At 68.6% G+C, this 16,879-nt stretch carries 17 protein-coding genes; 16 read left to right on the top strand and 1 reads right to left on the bottom strand.

The window, feature by feature from the left end:
* The first annotated feature begins 54 nt into the window (after positions 1-54).
* The 12 genes from EZH22_RS05155 (at position 55) to EZH22_RS05210 (ending at position 11,498) form a co-directional block, all read left to right on the top strand.
* Entirely contained in the window at positions 55-582 is a 528-nt protein-coding gene (locus EZH22_RS05155; RefSeq protein WP_231711304.1) for a CinA family protein, read from the top strand.
* Positions 579-1,547, top strand: coding sequence for a CobW family GTP-binding protein (locus EZH22_RS05160; protein WP_203194682.1), 969 nt, complete (start codon positions 579-581; stop codon positions 1,545-1,547). Before EZH22_RS05155 ends, EZH22_RS05160 begins: the two co-directional genes overlap by 4 nt.
* Positions 1,548-1,690: 143 nt before the next feature.
* Entirely contained in the window at positions 1,691-2,425 is a 735-nt protein-coding gene (locus EZH22_RS05165) for an orotidine 5'-phosphate decarboxylase / HUMPS family protein (RefSeq protein WP_203194683.1), read from the top strand.
* Positions 2,422-3,900 (top strand): aldehyde dehydrogenase family protein, encoded by a 1,479-nt coding sequence (locus tag EZH22_RS05170; RefSeq protein ID WP_203194684.1) that lies wholly within the window; start codon positions 2,422-2,424, stop codon positions 3,898-3,900. The genes EZH22_RS05165 and EZH22_RS05170 overlap by 4 nt, the downstream gene beginning before the upstream one ends.
* Before the next feature lie 120 nt (positions 3,901-4,020).
* Positions 4,021-5,277, top strand: a complete 1,257-nt coding sequence (locus EZH22_RS05175) for an amidohydrolase family protein (RefSeq protein WP_203194685.1) — start codon at positions 4,021-4,023, stop codon at positions 5,275-5,277.
* A 105-nt stretch (positions 5,278-5,382) separates the two neighbouring features.
* Positions 5,383-6,273, top strand: a complete 891-nt coding sequence (gene nadC, locus EZH22_RS05180; RefSeq protein ID WP_203194686.1) for a carboxylating nicotinate-nucleotide diphosphorylase — start codon at positions 5,383-5,385, stop codon at positions 6,271-6,273.
* A 23-nt stretch (positions 6,274-6,296) separates the two neighbouring features.
* On the top strand, positions 6,297-7,052 hold the full coding sequence (locus EZH22_RS05185; RefSeq protein WP_203194687.1) for a pyrimidine 5'-nucleotidase: 756 nt from the start codon (positions 6,297-6,299) through the stop codon (positions 7,050-7,052).
* A gap of 12 nt (positions 7,053-7,064) precedes the next feature.
* Positions 7,065-8,195 (top strand): ABC transporter substrate-binding protein, encoded by a 1,131-nt coding sequence (locus tag EZH22_RS05190; RefSeq protein ID WP_203194688.1) that lies wholly within the window; start codon positions 7,065-7,067, stop codon positions 8,193-8,195.
* Positions 8,196-8,214: 19 nt separating this feature from the next.
* On the top strand, positions 8,215-9,099 hold the full coding sequence (locus EZH22_RS05195) for a branched-chain amino acid ABC transporter permease (protein WP_203194689.1): 885 nt from the start codon (positions 8,215-8,217) through the stop codon (positions 9,097-9,099).
* Positions 9,096-9,998, top strand: a complete 903-nt coding sequence (locus EZH22_RS05200; protein WP_203194690.1) for a branched-chain amino acid ABC transporter permease — start codon at positions 9,096-9,098, stop codon at positions 9,996-9,998. Before EZH22_RS05195 ends, EZH22_RS05200 begins: the two co-directional genes overlap by 4 nt.
* Complete coding sequence (locus EZH22_RS05205; RefSeq protein ID WP_203194691.1) at positions 9,998-10,768, top strand: ABC transporter ATP-binding protein; 771 nt, start codon at positions 9,998-10,000, stop codon at positions 10,766-10,768. The genes EZH22_RS05200 and EZH22_RS05205 overlap by 1 nt, the downstream gene beginning before the upstream one ends.
* The gene (locus EZH22_RS05210) at positions 10,761-11,498 is read left to right on the top strand and encodes an ABC transporter ATP-binding protein (RefSeq protein ID WP_203194692.1); all 738 of its coding nucleotides are present in this window, start codon (positions 10,761-10,763) and stop codon (positions 11,496-11,498) included. Before EZH22_RS05205 ends, EZH22_RS05210 begins: the two co-directional genes overlap by 8 nt.
* A gap of 12 nt (positions 11,499-11,510) precedes the next feature.
* On the opposite strand, the gene EZH22_RS05215 is transcribed toward EZH22_RS05210, so the two are convergent.
* Entirely contained in the window at positions 11,511-12,287 is a 777-nt protein-coding gene (locus EZH22_RS05215; protein WP_203194693.1) for a phosphodiesterase, read from the bottom strand.
* A gap of 334 nt (positions 12,288-12,621) precedes the next feature.
* Between EZH22_RS05215 and EZH22_RS05220 the strand changes: the two genes are divergently transcribed.
* The 4 genes from EZH22_RS05220 to EZH22_RS05235 all read left to right on the top strand — a co-directional run bounded on the left by EZH22_RS05220 (position 12,622) and on the right by EZH22_RS05235 (position 16,873).
* Complete coding sequence (locus EZH22_RS05220) at positions 12,622-13,920, top strand: ABC transporter substrate-binding protein (RefSeq protein ID WP_203194694.1); 1,299 nt, start codon at positions 12,622-12,624, stop codon at positions 13,918-13,920.
* Positions 13,921-13,988: 68 nt separating this feature from the next.
* Positions 13,989-14,891 (top strand): carbohydrate ABC transporter permease, encoded by a 903-nt coding sequence (locus EZH22_RS05225; protein ID WP_203194695.1) that lies wholly within the window; start codon positions 13,989-13,991, stop codon positions 14,889-14,891.
* 34 nt (positions 14,892-14,925) lie between these two features.
* Positions 14,926-15,786, top strand: a complete 861-nt coding sequence (locus tag EZH22_RS05230) for a carbohydrate ABC transporter permease (RefSeq protein WP_203194696.1) — start codon at positions 14,926-14,928, stop codon at positions 15,784-15,786.
* A gap of 10 nt (positions 15,787-15,796) precedes the next feature.
* A complete protein-coding gene (locus tag EZH22_RS05235; protein ID WP_203194697.1) occupies positions 15,797-16,873 on the top strand; it encodes an ABC transporter ATP-binding protein in 1,077 nt (358 codons plus the stop codon).
* Positions 16,874-16,879: the final 6 nt, after the last annotated feature.

Raw genomic sequence — 16,879 nt, forward strand, 5'->3', positions numbered from 1 at the left:
GCAGCCGGACGTGCTTCATGCACACGGCCTGCGCTGTTCAACAAGGCGACGTGAATGTCGGATACCGCCCTCCTTGCCGCGGATGACACCCTCTTTCCCGCTCCCCTCCTGACCATGGCCGCCGAGGTCCTCGACGCGGCGCGGCATCGCAAGATCCGCCTCGCCGCCGCCGAGACCGTCACGTCCGGGCTGGTGAGCGCCTGCCTCACCTCGGTGTCCGGCGCCTCCGAGATCTTCGAGCGCGGCTACGTCCTCTACCATTCCTCGGCCAAGGCCACCGGCCTCGATGTCCCGGAAGCGGTCTCGGCGGCACACGGCGCCGTCAGCACCGAGGTGACGCGCGGGCTCGCGCTCGGCCTCCTCGACCATTCGGGAGCCGGCGCGACCGTCGCCATCACCGGCTATGCCGGCCCGGGCGGGGGCAATGCGATCAACCCGGTCGGCACCATCTTCGTCGCCGCCGCCGGCCGCGACGGCACGCTCATCGAGGAGCGCCACGTCTTCGCCGGCAGCCGCGACAACGTCCGCCTGGAGGCGGTGCGCGCCGCGCTCGGCCTGCTGCTGCGTCTCCTTTCGGCATGAGCGACATCCCGGTCGTCCTGCTCACGGGCTTCCTCGGCTCGGGCAAGACGACCCTGCTCAACGATCTCCTCCGACGGCCGGCCTTCCGCGACACCGCCGTGGTGATCAACGAGGCTGGCGACGCGGGCATCGACCACGCGCTCATCGAGACCGGGAGCGACGAGGTGCTGCTGCTGGAAGGCGGCTGCATCTGCTGCCGTCTGAAGGGCAGCCTCAACACCACCCTCAACGGCCTGCTGCGCCGGCGCGCCCTCGACGGCTTCGCCTTCCGCCGCGTGGTGGTGGAGACCAGCGGGCTCGCCGACCCCGCGCCCATCCTCCATGCGCTGATCGCCGATCCCCTGTTCAACCGGCATTTCTCCATTGCCGGCGTGACCACGGTGGTGGACGCGGCGAACTTCCCGTCCACCCTCGCCCATCACGCCGAGGGGGTGACCCAGGTGGCGCTGGCTGACCGCATCCTGGTCACCAAGACCGACCTCGTGTCGCCCGCGCAGCTGTCAGCGGTGGAAAGCGAGGTGGCTGCGCTCAACCCGCTGGCGGAGCGCCATCTGCTGTCGCATGCCGGGCACAATGGCGGGCTGATCTGGCTCGACCCGCGCCAGGAGCCGCGGCCCATGCGTCGCCGGTTCGCGGCAACCGCCGTCTCCCACGCCGTGGCGACGGCGTCCCTCGCCTTTCCCGGCCGGCTGACGCGGGAGGCGGTGGACGACTGGCTGGACCGGATCGGCGACCTGTTCGGCGGCACCCTGCTGCGGCTGAAGGGCATCCTCCAGCTCGAGGAACTCGCCGAGCCCGTGGTGCTGCACGGGGTGCAGGGCCTGGTCTATTCGCCCGGCACCTTGTCCGCCGCGTCCGGCGGCGTCACCGAGAATCGCATGGTGCTGATCGGCCGGGGCATGGAGGAGCAGGACCTTCAGGACGCCCTCACCCTCCTCGCCGCCATGGCCCGGCTCGCCGCCTGAGCCCTGGCACCAGGCGTGGAAATGGGGCCGGGCTGGCCCCTCGCCGGCCACTGGCCCCACATCCCCGTCATCCGCAGGCGCTACCCGCAGGGCTCGCCCCCGCCTAGCGTCCGGACGACACAGAAACGTCAGCGAGGAAACCGATGGCTAAGGTGTTTTCAGGCCAGGTGGGGATCGTTCCGGCCCTCGACATCGAAACGCAGGAGCGCTTCGATCTGGTGGTGAAGGCCACGTCGAAGGTGGAGGGCGTTGTCGGCTACAAGCTGGGGCTCACCAGCGTGCTGCGCCTGGGCCTCGGAGAAGCCATGCGCCGGCTGCGCGATCTCACCGACCTGCCGGTCCTCTACGACCACCAGAAGGCCGGGCCGGACATGCCGGACATGGCCAAGAAGTTCACCGCCATGTGCGCCGAGGCCGGGGTGGACGGGCTGATCCTGTTCCCGGTCGCCGGCCCCACCGCGGTGGACGGCTTCGTCGGCGAGGCTCTCAAGGCCGGCATCCCGCCGGTGGTGGGCGGCGAGATCCCGGTGCCGGACTACGGCGTATCCGGCGGCGGCTACCTGGTGGACGACGCCCTCGACCGCATCCTCGCCCGCTCGGTCGCCGCCGGCGCCGACCATTTCGTGCTGCCGGCGCACGACGCCGCCAAGATCACCCGCTGGTCCAACTGGATCGGCGCGAACGTGGAGAAGCCGCTGGTCTTCATCACCGGCTTCGGCGCGCTCGGCGGGACGATCGAGGCGGCGCTCGCCGCGTCGCAGGCCTGCCCGCGGCGCTTCGCCATCGTCGGGCGCCTGATCACCGAGGCGGCGGATCCCGCGGCGGCGGCGGCGAAGCTCTACGCCCAGATGCAGGCCGGGGAGGCGGTGCACCCGTGAGCGCCACCGACGCAGGGCCGGTCCCCGCCGTGCGGGACCTGCGGCTCGAGCCCTTCGTGGACGGGCGCTTCGTCACCCCGCGCGAGCGGCAGGACCAGGACCTCGTCGATCCGTGGACCGGCCAAGCCCTGGCGCGGGTGGCCATGGCCGGCGCGGCGGAGGTGGAAGACGCCATCTGCGCGGCCCGCCGCGCGTTCGACACCGGCGACTGGCCCCATCTGCCGCCGGTCGAGCGGGGCGCGGTGCTCCATGCCATCGCGGCGGGCCTGAAGGCCCGCCTCGCCGAGTTCGCGACCGTGGAGGCGGTCAACGGCGGCAAGCCCATGTCCGGGGCCACGCGGGAGGTGGAAGGCGCGATCCGCGTGTTCACCTATTATGCCGGCGCCATGGACAAGTTCTTCGGCGATACCATTCCCCTCGGCCGTGACCTGCTGGATTTCACTTTGCGCGAACCGCTGGGCGTGGTGGCGCAGATCGTGCCCTGGAACTTCCCGCTGCTGGGCGCCGCCTGGAAGCTGGCGCCGGCGCTGGCGGCGGGATGCACCTGCATCCTCAAGCCCGCGCCGCTCACCCCGCTCACCGCCCTGCTGCTGGCCGAGGCCTGCCAGGCCGCGGGCGCGCCCGCGGGAGTGGTCAACATCCTGCCCGGCGACGGCGAGGTGGGCCGGCGCCTTGCAGAAGACCCGCGCATCGACGGCATCTCCTTCACCGGCTCCACCGCCGTGGGCGCGCAGGTGATGCGCATGGCCGCCGGCTCCATCAAGCGCGTGGCGCTGGAGCTCGGGGGCAAGAATGCCAGCGTCGTCTTTGCCGATGCCGACATGGCGAAGGCTGCGGCCGGCGCCGTCGCCTCGGGCTTCGGCAATGCGGGGCAATCCTGCTCGGCCCGCTCGCGCCTGCTGGTACAGCGCGCGGCGGTACCGGCCTTCGAGGCCGCTTTCCGCGACGCCGCCGCCGGCCTGCGCACGGGGGGGCCGCTGGACCCATCCACCAGCCTCGGACCGCTGATCTCGGCCGCCCACCGCGCCGAGGTGGACCGCAACGTGCACCTCGCCCTCGACGCCGGCGCCACCCTTGTGTGCGGCGGGCGGATGCCCGAGGGCGAGGGCTTCTTCTACCCGCCAACCATCCTGTCGCAGGTGGGCGCCGACAATCCCGCCTTCGCCCGCGAGATCTTCGGGCCGGTCTGCTCGGTGACGCCGTTCGAGACCGAGGCCGAGGCGGTCGCCCTGGCCAATGACAGCGAATACGGCCTCAACGGCTCGGTCTGGTCGCGCGATATCGGCCAAGCGTTGCGCGTGGCCCGTGCCATGCGCACGGGCATGGTGGCGGTGAATGGCCTGCCAAGTGCCAGCAAGACCAGCGTTTTCGCGCCATTCGGCGGCTACAAGCGCTCGGGCATCGGCCGCGAATTGGGCCTCAACGCGCTGGAATTTTACAGCGAAATCAAAAACGTGATCGTGGATCTCACGTAACGGCACCAAGATCGGGCCAGTGGCCCGGCGCTGGACCCAACGTCCGGACGGCGCCTGGCTCTCAATGCACAGCAATTCACATTGCTAGTTTTTTCGTCAGACGAGAAAGGTGAGCAGCGAATGGCCATCGCGATAGTTGGCGGCACCCTGATCGACGGCACCGGCGTCGACCCCGTCGCGCGCGGCGTCGTGGTGATCGAGGACGGGCGCATCACCGCGGCCGGCCCCGAGACCCAGGTCGGCGTGCCCGCCGGCGCCACCATCCTCGATGCCGCAGGACGCACGGTGCTGCCCGGCTTCATCGACACCCATGTGCACGGCACCTATCGCGCCCGCGACATGCGCCAGCATCTGCTCAACACCCCGACCTACAACGTGCTGAAGTCCATCGAGGTATTCCGCGAGACCCTCGCCTGCGGCATCACCACGGCGCGGGACATGGGTGGCGCCGATGCCGGCTTCCGCGAGGCCATCGCGGAAGGCGTCATCGACGGCCCGCGCCTGCTCATCTCGTTGGGCATGGTGTCGCAGACCGGCGGCCACGGCGACTACTGGCTGCCGGCGGGCATGCGCATCCAGAAGCGCGCGTGGCTGCCGAACACCGTTGCCGACGGGGTGGAGGAAATCCGCCGCCTGGTGCGCGAATTGTTGATGCGTGGCGCGGATTTCATCAAGATCTGCGCCACCGGCGGGATCACTTCGGTCACCGACAGTTGGGACGAGCCGCAATTTACCATCGCGGAGATCTCGACCGCCGTCTCCGAGGCCGCCGCCAAGGGCAAGCGCGTGGCGGTGCATGCCGAGGGGCTGGCCGGCATCAAGAATGCCGTGCAGGCGGGCATCCACTCCCTGGAACATGGCTGGTTCATGGACGAGGAATGCATCGACAAGATGATCGAGACGGGCATCTGGTGGGTGCCGACCCTCGCTCTGGTGCCCCTCTCCATCGAGCATCGCCGCAAGAACAAGGACTGGGCGAGCCACCAGCTCGGTCAGGAGGACGTGAAGGACGCGCAGATCTATTCGCTGATGCAGACCCAGATCCCGTTGTGGAAGGAAGCCGTGCGGCGTGGTGTCAAGGTGGCCATGGGCACCGACCAGTCGCACCGGCTGCTGGTCGGCGAGAACATGGTGGAACTGGGCTTCATGGTGGACTGGCTCGGCATGTCGCCCATGGAGGTCATCGTCGCCTCCACCACCAGGGCCGCGGAATGCATCGAGCGGCCGAACCTCGGGGCGCTGAAGCCGGGCTGCCTCGCCGACGTGCTGGTGGTGGACGGGGATCCCCTGGCCGACATCCGCATCCTGGAGCAGCGTGATCGCCTTCATCTGATCATGAAGGGCGGGAAAGTGTTCACCGACAAGCTCTCCGCCTGACGCGGCGGAGGCGGGACAACGCGTAGTCAATTGTGTCTATGGACACACTATGTTATCAGCCGCACCCCGGGAATGGGGCGGCGCATGCCGCTCAGGAGCCGACCCATGAAAGTGAACCGCTTTATGATCCGCCCGCTCATCGAGATGGGCCTGCGCGAGGAACTGAGCTCCGGTGACACCACGGGCGGCTTCCTGGTCGGTGACGATCCCATCCAGACCGCGAACATCTACGCCAAGGGCAAGGGCATCGTCTGCGGCATGCTGTTCGCCGACGAGACCATCCGCACCATCGAGCCGGAGGCGCGGATCGAGTATCTGGTGGAGGATGGCGACGAGGTGGAGCCCGGCACCGTGCTGATGCGGGTGCAGGCGCGCGCCTCCACCTTCTTCGTCATCGAGCGCTCGGCCCTCGACTGGCTGCAGCAGATGAGCGGCATCGCCACCAAGACCCGCCGCTACCGCGACCTCATCAAGCACACCAAGGTGCGCATCACCGACACCCGCAAGGGCTGGCCGGGCCTGCGCATGGTGCAGAAGTACGCGGTGCGGGTGGGCGGCGCCCACAACCACATCTTCAACCTAGCCAACTGCGTGCTGGTGAAGGACAACCACATCAAGATCGCGGGCTCCATCACCGAGGCGGTGAAGATCCTGCGCGCCAGCGCCCAGCATACCTTCAAGTTCGAGGTGGAGTGCGAGACGCTGGAGATGGTGGACGAGGCGCTCAAGGCCGGCGTCGAGATCATCATGTTCGACAACATGGACCTCGAGGAGATGCGCGAGGGCCTGAAGCTGGTGAACGGCCGCGCCATGACCGAAGCCTCCGGCGGCATCAACGAGACCACCATCGTGCCCATCGCCGAGCTCGGCGTGGACGTGATCTCCATCGGCGACCTGACCCACACCGTGAAGGCGCTCGACATCAGCCTCGACGTGAAGGACATCAAGCCGAGCGCCCACCGCACCATCAGCCGCCTCAAGCAGCTGTCCAACTGACGCCGCCGCGGCGGACGGAGACGATGACGCAGGACGACCCGACGACCCAGGCTTCGCAGACGGCAACCGCAGGCATCCGCCTGCGGCCGGACATCGACACCTTCGTCTTCGACCTCGACGACACGCTCTATCCCCACTCGGCCGGCCTCTACGAGCAGATGCGCCTGCGGGTGGTGCGCTTCATCCAGGAGTTGACCGGCTGCGAGGCGCAGGCGGCGGCGGACCTGCATGCCCATTATTACGCCCGCTACGGCACCTCGCTCATCGGGCTGCAGCGCCACCACGGGGTGCACCCCTCCGATTTCCTCGGCTTCGTCCACGAGATCGACCTCGCGGCCGTGGGGCCGCGCGCGGAGCTGACCGCGGCGCTTGCCGCCCTGCCGGGCCGCCGCCTGGTGTTCACCAACGGCTCGGCCCGGCATGCCGCGCGCCTCCTCGACCATCTCGGCATCGCCGGCCTGTTCGACGCGGTGTGCGACATCGAGGCCTGCAGCTATATCGGCAAGCCCGGGCGCGAGGCCTACGAGACGCTGATCGACCGCCATGCCGTGGTGCCGGCGCGGGCGATCATGTTCGACGACCGGGCGGTCAACCTCGCGGTGCCCCACGACCTCGGCATGCAGACCGTGCTGATCGGCGATCACGGCCTCGCCGAAATGCCCGACCATGCCCCGCACGTCCATTTCCGGGCCGACGACCTCACGCCCGTCCTGCAGGCCATCGGCGCAGGCCGCAGACCACCCTCCGCTTCCCCCGACGCAGCATCGACCCACCCCTGAGGAGTTAAGGCCATGCACGCCCGCCTGACGGCACTTCTGATCGCGGTTTCCGCCTTCGGCCTCGCATCCGCCGCGAGCGCCGAGGACGTGAAGCTCGGCATCGTCCAGTCCACGTCCGGCGGCTCCGCCGCGCTCTACGGCGTGATGCAGAAGAACGGCGCGGAACTTGCTGCCGCGGAGATCAACGCCTCGGGCAAGCTCGGCGACATCAAGCTGGTGCCGGTACACCAGGATGATGCCGGCGACCGCGGCCAGACGGTGAACATCTTCCAGCGCCTCATCAACCAGGACAAGGTGAAGGTCATCTTCGGGCCGACGCTCACCACCTCCGCCTTCGCCGCCGACCCGATCGCCAACGCCGCCAAGGTGCCGGTGATCGCCTCCTCCAACACCGCGCCCGGCGTACCCGCCATCGGCGAGTACATTTTCCGCACCAGCGCCCCGGAGGCGGCGGTGTTCCCCGGCGTGCTCGCCTACGCCCAGAAGCGCTACGCCCCCAAGACCGCCGCGCAGATCTACGGCATCGACGACGTGCTGATGAAGGCCGCCTACGGCGTGCACAAGGCGGCGATCGACAAGGCCGGCATCAAGATCCTCGCCACCGAGACCTTCCAGAAGGGCGACGTGGACTATTCCGCCCAGCTCACCAAGATCAAGGCGGCGAATCCCGACATCATCGTCGTCGGCGGCCTCGCGGAGGAGACCGCCAACATCGTGCGCCAGGCGCGCCAGCTGGGCATTCCCCAGTCCACCGTCTTCCTCGGCGCCAACGCCGCCATCTCCACCAAGCTCGCCGACCTCGCCGGCCCCGCGGCCGAGGGCTTCCTGGTGGGCTCGGGCTGGTTCATCGACTACGACAACCCCATCAACAAGGCGTTCGTCGAGGCCTACAAGGCCAAGTACGGCAACGCGCCCGACACCTTCGCGGCGCAGGCGCATGCGGCCGTTACCATCTTCGCCGACGCGGTGAAGCGCGCGGGCGGCGCCTCCGACCCGGCCAAGCTGCGCGCCGCCATCGCCGACACCAAGGACCTGGACACCGTCCTCGGCCCGTTCTCCTTCGACAAGGACCGCGAACCGGTCCTCGCCGCCAAGGTGCTGGAGCTGAAGGGCGGCAAGTTCCAGCTCGCCCCGACGAACTGAGCCGGCGGCCGGGCGCGCCATGTCCACCTTCTTCCAGCAGATCGTGAACGGGCTGTCGCTCGGCTCGATCTATGCCGTCTTCGCGATTGGCTGCACGCTGATCTTCGGCGTGCTCAATATCGTGAACCTGGCGCAGGGCGCCTTCTTCATGGTGGGCGCCTATCTCGGCCTGGAGGTGGCGCTCCTCGGGCTGCCGCTGCCCCTGGCGCTCGTCGTGGCGCTGGTGGGCGGCGGACTGCTCGGCATGGCGTCCGAGTTCCTCGTCTTCCGCACCCTGCGCCGGCGCGGCGGGCACAAATGGATGGGGCTCGTCGCCAGCCTGGCCCTCGCCCGCCTGCTGGTGGGCGTGGCGCAGGAGGTGTTCGGCACCGCGGTGCACGGCTATCCGCCGAGCCCGCTCACCGCGCAGGTGTGGGAAATCGGCGGCGTGCGCATCCAACTCCTGCAGGTGATCGTCGTGGCCACCGCCGTGGTGCTCATGGTGGCGCTGGCCTTCACCCTGCAGAAGACCTCGGTCGGCCGCGCCATCCGCACGGTGGCGTTCAGCGAGGACGTGGCGCGCATCGTCGGCGTGGAGGTGGGGCGCACCATCCTCGTCACCTTCTTCATCGCCGGCGCGCTCGCCGGCGGCGCCGGGGTGCTGCTGGGCCTGCTGTTCAACGTGGTGTCGCCGTTCATGGGCGAGAACATGCTGGTGAAGGGCCTCACGGTCATCATCCTCGGCGGCCTCGGCAACATCCCGGGCGCCGTGGCCGGCGGCTTCCTGCTCGGCCTCGTGGAGGTGTTCTCGGTGGCCTATGTGAGCTCTGCCTTCCGCGACGCCATCGGCTTCGGCCTCATCTTCCTGATCCTGCTGGTGAAGCCGACGGGGCTCTTCTCCAGCTTCGAGGAGCGCCGCGCATGATCGCCGCGGTCCTCGCCCATCTCGACGCCTTCATGGCGAGCTACGGGAACCTCGTGAACCTGTGCCTGCTCAACACGCTCGTCGCCTACGGGGTGTGGCTGGCGCTGGCCGCCAACATGTTCACGCTGGGCACCGGCGGCTTTATGGCGGTGGGGGCCTATTGCAGCGTCTTCCTCACCATGCAGGTGGGCGCGCCGTTCGCCGTCGCCGTCGTCGCCGGCGGGCTCCTCGCGGCGGCCGTCGCCCTCCTCATCGGCGCGCCGGTGCTCAGGCTGCGCGGCGACTACTTCATGCTCGCCACCTTCGCCTTCACCGAGGTGGTGCGCGTCATCGCCCTCAACTGGGATTCGGTGACCGGCGGCGCCATCGGCATCTATGGCATCCCGCGCTATACGGAGACCTGGCAGCTGGTGCTGCTGGTGCTCATCGCCATCTACTTCGTGTTCGCCCTGCGCCGCTCCTATTTCGGCCGCTCCATCGCCGCCATCCGCCAGGACGACGTGATGAGCCAGGCCATGGGCGTCAACGTCTTCGCCCAGCGACTCTCCCTGTTCGTGGCGTCCGGCTTCGTCAGCGGCGGGGTGGGCGGGCTCGCGGCGCACCTGAACTTCTTCGTCGGCCCGTCCGATTTCGGCCTGGTGCGCTCGGTGGACGCCCTCGCCTTCCCCATCCTCGGCGGGGTGAACGCGCTGCTCGGCCCGATGGTCGGCGCCATCTTCACCACCATCCTGCCCGAGGTGCTGCGCTTCTCCAGCCAGTGGCGCGAGATCCTCATGGGCCTGCTCATCCTCTGCGTGGTGCTGTTCCTGCCCGGCGGCGCCATGTCGCTGATCCGGCTGCGACCGAGGGCCCGCGCCGCCGTGCCGCGCGCCTCCACCCTGGGCCAGGGAGCCAAGTGATGGCCGCCGCGACGTTAGAGCTGTGGAAGGTGGCCAAGCGCTTCCAGGGCGTGGTGGCGGTGGACTGCGTCTCGCTCACCGCCGCCGCCGGCCGCGTCACCGGGCTGATCGGCCCCAACGGCTCCGGCAAGACCACCACCATGAACATGATCACCGGCCTGTATCCCACCGATGCCGGCCATATCCGCCTCGACGGCGTGGACATCGCGCGCCTGCCGCCGCACCGCGTCGCGGCGCTGGGCGTCGCCCGGACCTTCCAGAACATCCGCCTTCTCGCCACCGAGACCACCCTCGCCAACGTGCTGCTGGGCGCCCATCGGCACCAGTCGGCCGGCCTCCTCGACGTGCTGCTCGGCCTGCCCGCGGTGAAGCGCAGCGAGGCGCGCGAGACCGCCCGCTGCGAGGCGTTGCTCGAGCTCATCGGCATCTCGCACCTGCGGGACGTTCCGGTGGGCGGCCTGTCCTACGGCGACCGGCGGCGGGTGGAGATCGCCCGCGCCCTCGCCACGAAGCCGCGCCTGCTTTTGCTCGACGAGCCGGCGGCGGGCATGAACTTCGCCGAGAAGCAGGCGCTGGCCGACCTGGTGCTGGCCATCCGCGACATGGGGGTGACCGTGCTCGTTATCGAGCACGACATCGAGTTCGTCGCCCGCGTGAGCGACCATATCGTGGTGCTGAATTTCGGCCGCGAGATCGCCGCGGGCACGCCGGAGGAGGTCCGCAGCATGCCGAGCGTGATCGAGGCCTATCTGGGGACCGAGGATGCTTGAGCTCATCAAGGTCACCTCCGGCTACGGCACGGTTGCCGCCGTCGAGGGCGTGGACATGCGGGTGCCGAAGGGCGCCTGCGTGTGCCTCATCGGCGCCAACGGCGCCGGCAAGACCACCACGCTGCTCACCATCTGCGGGCTGGTGCGCGCCTTCTCCGGCACCGTGCGCATCGACGGAAAGGACCTCACCGCCAGCCCCGCCGACAAGATCGTGCGCGCCGGCGTCAGCCTCGTGCCGGAGGGGCGGCGGGTGGTGGCGAACATGTCGGTGGAGGACAATCTGCGCGTCGGCGCCTATGTGCGCGGCAACGACCCGCAGGTGCCGCAGGACATGGAGCGCATCTACGCCCGCTTTCCCCGACTGCGGGAACGCCGCCTGCAATATGCCGGCTCCCTCTCCGGCGGCGAGCAGCAGATGCTGGCCATGGGCCGCGCGCTGATGGCGCGTCCCCGGCTGCTGCTGCTCGACGAGCCGTCCATGGGCCTTGCGCCCCACGTGGTGAACGACATCTTCGCCACCATCCGCGACATCAATGCCCAGGGGACCACCGTGCTGCTGGTGGAGCAGAACGCGCGCAAGGCCCTGTCGGTGTCCGACTACGGCTATGTGATGGAGCACGGCCGCATCGTGTTCGGCGACACGTCGGAGGCGCTGGGGAAGGACCCCCGCGTCGTCGCCGCCTATCTCGGCATGCGGGCGACGGCGGACACGGCGGCCGCCGGCGCCTGAGCGGGCTCCACTTCAGCCCGCGGCTGCGGGACCGGCGACGAGGCAGGACACCAGCGCCCCGTCCACGACGCGGTGCAGGGCGATCTGCGACGCCTCGCGCACCACGCGGAAGCTACCCGGCGTGTCCAGGTCCAGCGCGAACTGGTGACTGGCCGATGGCGCGATGAAGGTCCGGTGGCCGGCGAAGCTACCGGCCATGACCCGGTGGACGTGGCCACACAGGAGGCCGGCGATGTCGGCCCGCCCGCGCAGCAGCGTCGCGAGCCCGTCCCGCCCCGCGCGCAGGCCGATGGCGTCGAATGCGGGGATGCCGGTGGCGAACGGCGGATGGTGCATGAAGACCAGCACTGGCCGCCCGTCATTCCCGGCGAGCACCCCCTCCAGCCAGGTGAGCTGCGGCGGATCGATGGCACCGTGCCCCTGCCCCTCCACCAGCGTGTCGAGCCCGATGACACGCAGGCCCGGCAGGTCGAGAACGAGCCCGCCGTGGCCCGGCTCCTGCCCGGCGTGCGGACCGAAGGCGGCCCGCAGCGGCGCGCGCCGATCGTGATTGCCCGGCACCGCGGCAAAGGGGATGCCGAGGCCCCGAAGGCCGGCGAGGACGAAGGCATATTCCTCCTCCACACCGGCTTCCGCCAGGTCGCCGCTCACCAGCAGCAGGTCGGGCCGGGGCACCAGCGCGCCCACATGCGCCGCGAGGGCGGCGAAGTTGGCCCGCGTGTCCACGTCCGCGCCGACCCGCGCGCCGGCCACGGTGACATGAAAATCTGTGAGCTGCGCGATCAGCATCCGGCGAACTCCCACACACCTGCGCACCGGCGGCACGCCCGGCCACATTAAGCCTCGCGCTTTTCTAGATGCTTGCGCCGAAGCGGTCGAGGCGCCCGAGGGAAAATGTGGTTATTTGTGCATCTTGCACAATTTATGGCCTCGAATTCCAACTTCCCCAGAGTTAGGGTCACACCAATGTCACGGTCACGGCCTTAAAAAGCAACGCGCCGAGCGTGGTCGAAAAGACCCTGGCGCCCCTACGGGAAGCTACAGAACACGGCCCCTTCAGCCACATCCGGCGGCGGACGTCGTTTGCCTGCGCGATACCCACTCGCTCTGTGAGAGGAATGAGATGTCGGTCAAATCCACATTTTCCAACATTTCCCGGCGTAGTGTTCTTGTCGGCGGAGCGGCGGCCGCGATGGCCGGCCTCGGCGGGCGGAGCGCCTTTGCGGCGGACAAGGTGAAGCTGCAATTCATGTATCCGGTGGGCGTGTCCGGCGATATCAACCGGCTGATGACGGCCATGATCGCCCAGTTCAACGCCGCCCACGAGAAGATCGAGGTGGAGGCGGTCTATGCCGGCAGCTACGACAACACCGAGCAGAAGGTGATCACCGCGCTGGGCGTGGGCGATCCGCCCGCCACCTGGCTGCCCATCAACTCGGCCCTCCAGACCTTCCTCGGCCTCGACGCCCTCGCCGACATCACCGGCAAGGCGAAGGCCGACGACATCTACCAGGACTTCCTGCCCGGCTTCCTGGAAACCTGCATTTCCGACGGCAAGCTCTACGGCCTGCCGTTCCAGCCCTCCACCCCGGTGCTCTACCTCAACAAGGACGCGCTGAAGGCCGCCGGCATCACCAAGGCGCCGGTCACCTGGACCGAGCTCCTGGACGTGGCCAAGGCCCTCACCATCCGCGAGAACGGCGAGCTGAAGCGCTGGGGCCTCACCATCGGCGGCGGCTGGCACGACTGGATCTTCGAGTGCTACTGCCGCCAGAACGCCCTCGTGCCGTGGACCAAGGACAAGGTGCTGTTCGACAAGCCCGAGGCGGTGGACGCCCTCGAATTCTGGGTGAAGATGGTGCAGGCGGGCGTGATGCCGCCGGCCTCCACCTGGGAGGGCTCGGCCAACGACTTCATGGCGGGCCGCACCGCCATGCTCTACCACTCCACCGGATCGCTCACCAACCTGCGCAAGTCCTCGCCGTTCGAGGTGGACGTGGCCTTCATGCCGAAGAACAAGACCTTCGGCGCCTGCCAGGGCGGCGGCCCCATCATGATCGCCAAGAAGCAGACCGACGCCCAGATCGAGGCCAGTTGGACCTTCGCCCGCTGGATGACCTCCACGCAGGTGCAGTCCCAGTGGGGCCGCGATACCGGCTATCTCGCCGTGCGCAAGTCGTCCTGGGAAACCCCCGAGATGAAGGCCTACCTGGAGCAGGTGCCGCAGGCGCGGGTGGCGCTGGAACAGTCGGCCTATGCCGGCGCGTTCCTCCAGGTGCCCGGCTATCACAAGGTACGCGAATACTTGAAAAGCGCCCTCGACCGCACGCTCGCCGGCTCCATCAAGCCGGACGCGGCGTTGAAGGAGGCGGCGGACAATTCCAACCGCGAGATCCAGCGCCTGCTGCGCCGGCGCTCGTGACGCGAACGGCGCCCACCCCATCGGGTGGGCGCCCCTTTCCAGGGGCTCATCCCTTCATGAGGATCGGCATGGTCACAGGTCCCGCACTGCGCGCCCGCATCGGTGAAGCCGGGCTCGCCTACCTGCTGCTTGCGCCCTCGCTGGTTTTCCTGGCCGCCTTCACCTATTGGCCGATCGTCCGCTCCGTCTGGTTCAGCTTCCACGACGTGATGCTCGGGTCGGACAAGATCTTCTTCCTCGGCTGGGAGAATTACGAGCGGCTGTGGACCGACGGCCTGTTCTGGAAGTCGCTGGCCAACACCGCCTTCTACACCCTCGTCACCATTCCCTCCGCCATCGCCTGCGCGCTGCTTCTGGCCGTCGCCCTCGACAGCAAGCTGCGCGGCATGACCTTCTACCGCTCGGCCTTCTTCTATCCGGTGATGATCCCCTCGGTGGCCGCCGGCATGGTGTGGGTGTTCCTCTATGCCCCGGGCTACGGCCCCATCAACCACGCGCTCGCACTCGTCGGCCTGCCCAAGCTCGAATGGCTCTATGACAGCAACACGGCGATGATCGCCATCATCATCATGAGCATCTGGAAGTATTCCGGCTACTTCATGCTGATCCTTCTGGCGGCGCTGCAGATGGTGCCCTCCGACCTCTACGAGGCGGCGCGTCTCGACGGCGTCTCCGCCTGGAACCGGCTCATCCACATCACCATCCCGCTGATCTCGCCGACCCTCTACTTCGTCGTCATCATCGGGCTTCTGCACTCCTACCAGATCTTCGACTACGTCTACGTGATGACCCAGGGCGGTCCGGCGGACGCCACCAACGTGCTCACCTTCTACATCTACCAGAACGGTTTCCAGTATCAGGACATCGGCTACGCCTCGACGCTGGCGAACGTGCTGCTGCTGTTCGTCGGCGGCCTCATCACCCTCGTCGCGCTGGTGTTCGGCCGGCGCGTCCACTATCTCGGGCGCTAGGACCACCCATGGCGACCTTGCAGGACCCCTCGAATTGTCCGCCCCCGCCACCTCCCGCGGCACCTTGCTCAAGGTGCGCACCGCACTGCGGAGGAACTGGCTCCATTTCGTGCTGCTGCCGCTGCTCGCCTTGTGGATCAGCCCGCTGGTGTGGATCCTCGTCACCTCGCTGAAGACGCGGGTGGAGGTGTTCGATCCCAGTGCCGGCTTCCTGCCCGCAGTGGCGCAGTGGAGCAACTATCCCGCCGCCATGGCGGTGGCGCCGTTCGGCACCTACCTGGTCAATTCCATCCTCGCCACCGGCGGCATCCTGATCTGCGAGCTCGTCACCATCACGCTCGCGGCCTATGCCTTCGCGCGGCTGAACTTCCCCGGCAAGAACATCCTCTTCACCCTGTTCCTGCTGCAGATCATGTTCCCCATCTACGCCACCTTCCTCACCAACTTCGTCACGGTGCGCGAGCTCGGCATCCTCAATTCCCTGCCGGCGCTCATCGTGCCCTTCGTGGCCTCCGGCTACGGCACGTTCATGCTGCGCCAGGCGTTCCGGCAGGTGCCAACCGAGCTTGCGGACGCCGCGCGCCTCGACGGCTGCGGCCACCTCGGCATCCTTTGGCACGTCTACCTGCCGCTGGTGAAACCGACGCTGGTGGCGTTCTCCATCATCGCCGTGGTGACCCACTGGAACGACTACATGTGGCCGCTGCTCGTCACCAATTCGGAGAGCGTGCGCACGCTGCCCATCGGCCTCGGCCTGCTGGCGAAATCCGACAGCGGCGCCGACTGGACACGGCTGATGGCGGCGACCGTCGTCGTGGTGTCGCCGCTGCTGTTGTTCTTCGTCATCTTCCAGCGCCGCTTCGTCGACAGCTTCATGCACGCGGGTCTGAAGTAGAGGGTATGGCATGGCCGAAGTCGTTCTTCAGGGCGTGAGCAAGTCCTATCAGGGGCGCCCCACCGTGCACGGGGTGGACCTCGCCGTGGCGGACAAGGAATTCATGGTCCTCGTCGGCCCGTCCGGCTGCGGCAAGTCCACCACGCTGCGCATGATCGCCGGGCTGGAGGACATCACCGCCGGCCGCCTCCTCATCGACGGGCGGGACGTGACCCATGCGGAGCCGCAGAAGCGCGACATCGCCATGGTATTCCAATCCTACGCCCTCTACCCGCACATGAGCGCCTACCAGAACATGGCGTTCGGGCTGCTGAAGACCTCGAAGCTGCCGAAGCCGGAGATCGACCGGCGCATCGGCCAGGCGGCGGAGATCCTGCACATCACCCACCTGCTCGACCGCAAGCCCAACGCCTTGTCCGGCGGCGAGCGCCAGCGGGTTGCCATCGGCCGGGCGCTGGTGCGCCAGCCCAAGGTCTTCCTGTTCGACGAGCCGCTCTCCAATCTCGACGCCAAGCTGCGCACCCACATGCGCGGCGAGCTGAAGCGGCTGCACCGGGAGCTGGGCCTCACCGTCATCTACGTGACCCATGACCAGATCGAGGCCATGACGCTCGGCACGCGCGTCGCCATCCTCTCGGAAGGCCGTCTCCAGCAGTTGGGGCCGCCCATGGACCTCTACATGCGCCCCGCCAACACCTTCGTCGCCACCTTCATCGGCTCGCCCGAGATGAGCCTGCTGCGCTGCGCGGTCAGGCCCAACGGCTCCGGCAGCGTGGTCAGCCATGCCGCCTTCTCCACCCACGTGCCGGAGCGCGCCGAGGCGGGCGAGATCCTCCTCGGCATCCGCCCGGAAGAGGTGATCGTCGGGCCGTCCGACGGACCCTGCCTGGCGCGCGGCCGGGTGGAGCGCACCGAGCTGATCGGCTCCGAGGCCCTGGCCGAGATCCTGGTGGGCGACGACCGCATCATGGTGCGCACCCCCGTCACCCAGGCCCCGCCGGTCGGCGCGGAAGTGGGGGTGAGCTTCGACATGACGCGCGCCCGCCTGTTCGACGCGGCCACCGGCCGCGCCCTGCCCCGTCACTAGGGAGGC

Source organism: Xanthobacter dioxanivorans (assembly GCF_016807805.1).
Lineage (GTDB): Bacteria > Pseudomonadota > Alphaproteobacteria > Rhizobiales > Xanthobacteraceae > Xanthobacter > Xanthobacter dioxanivorans.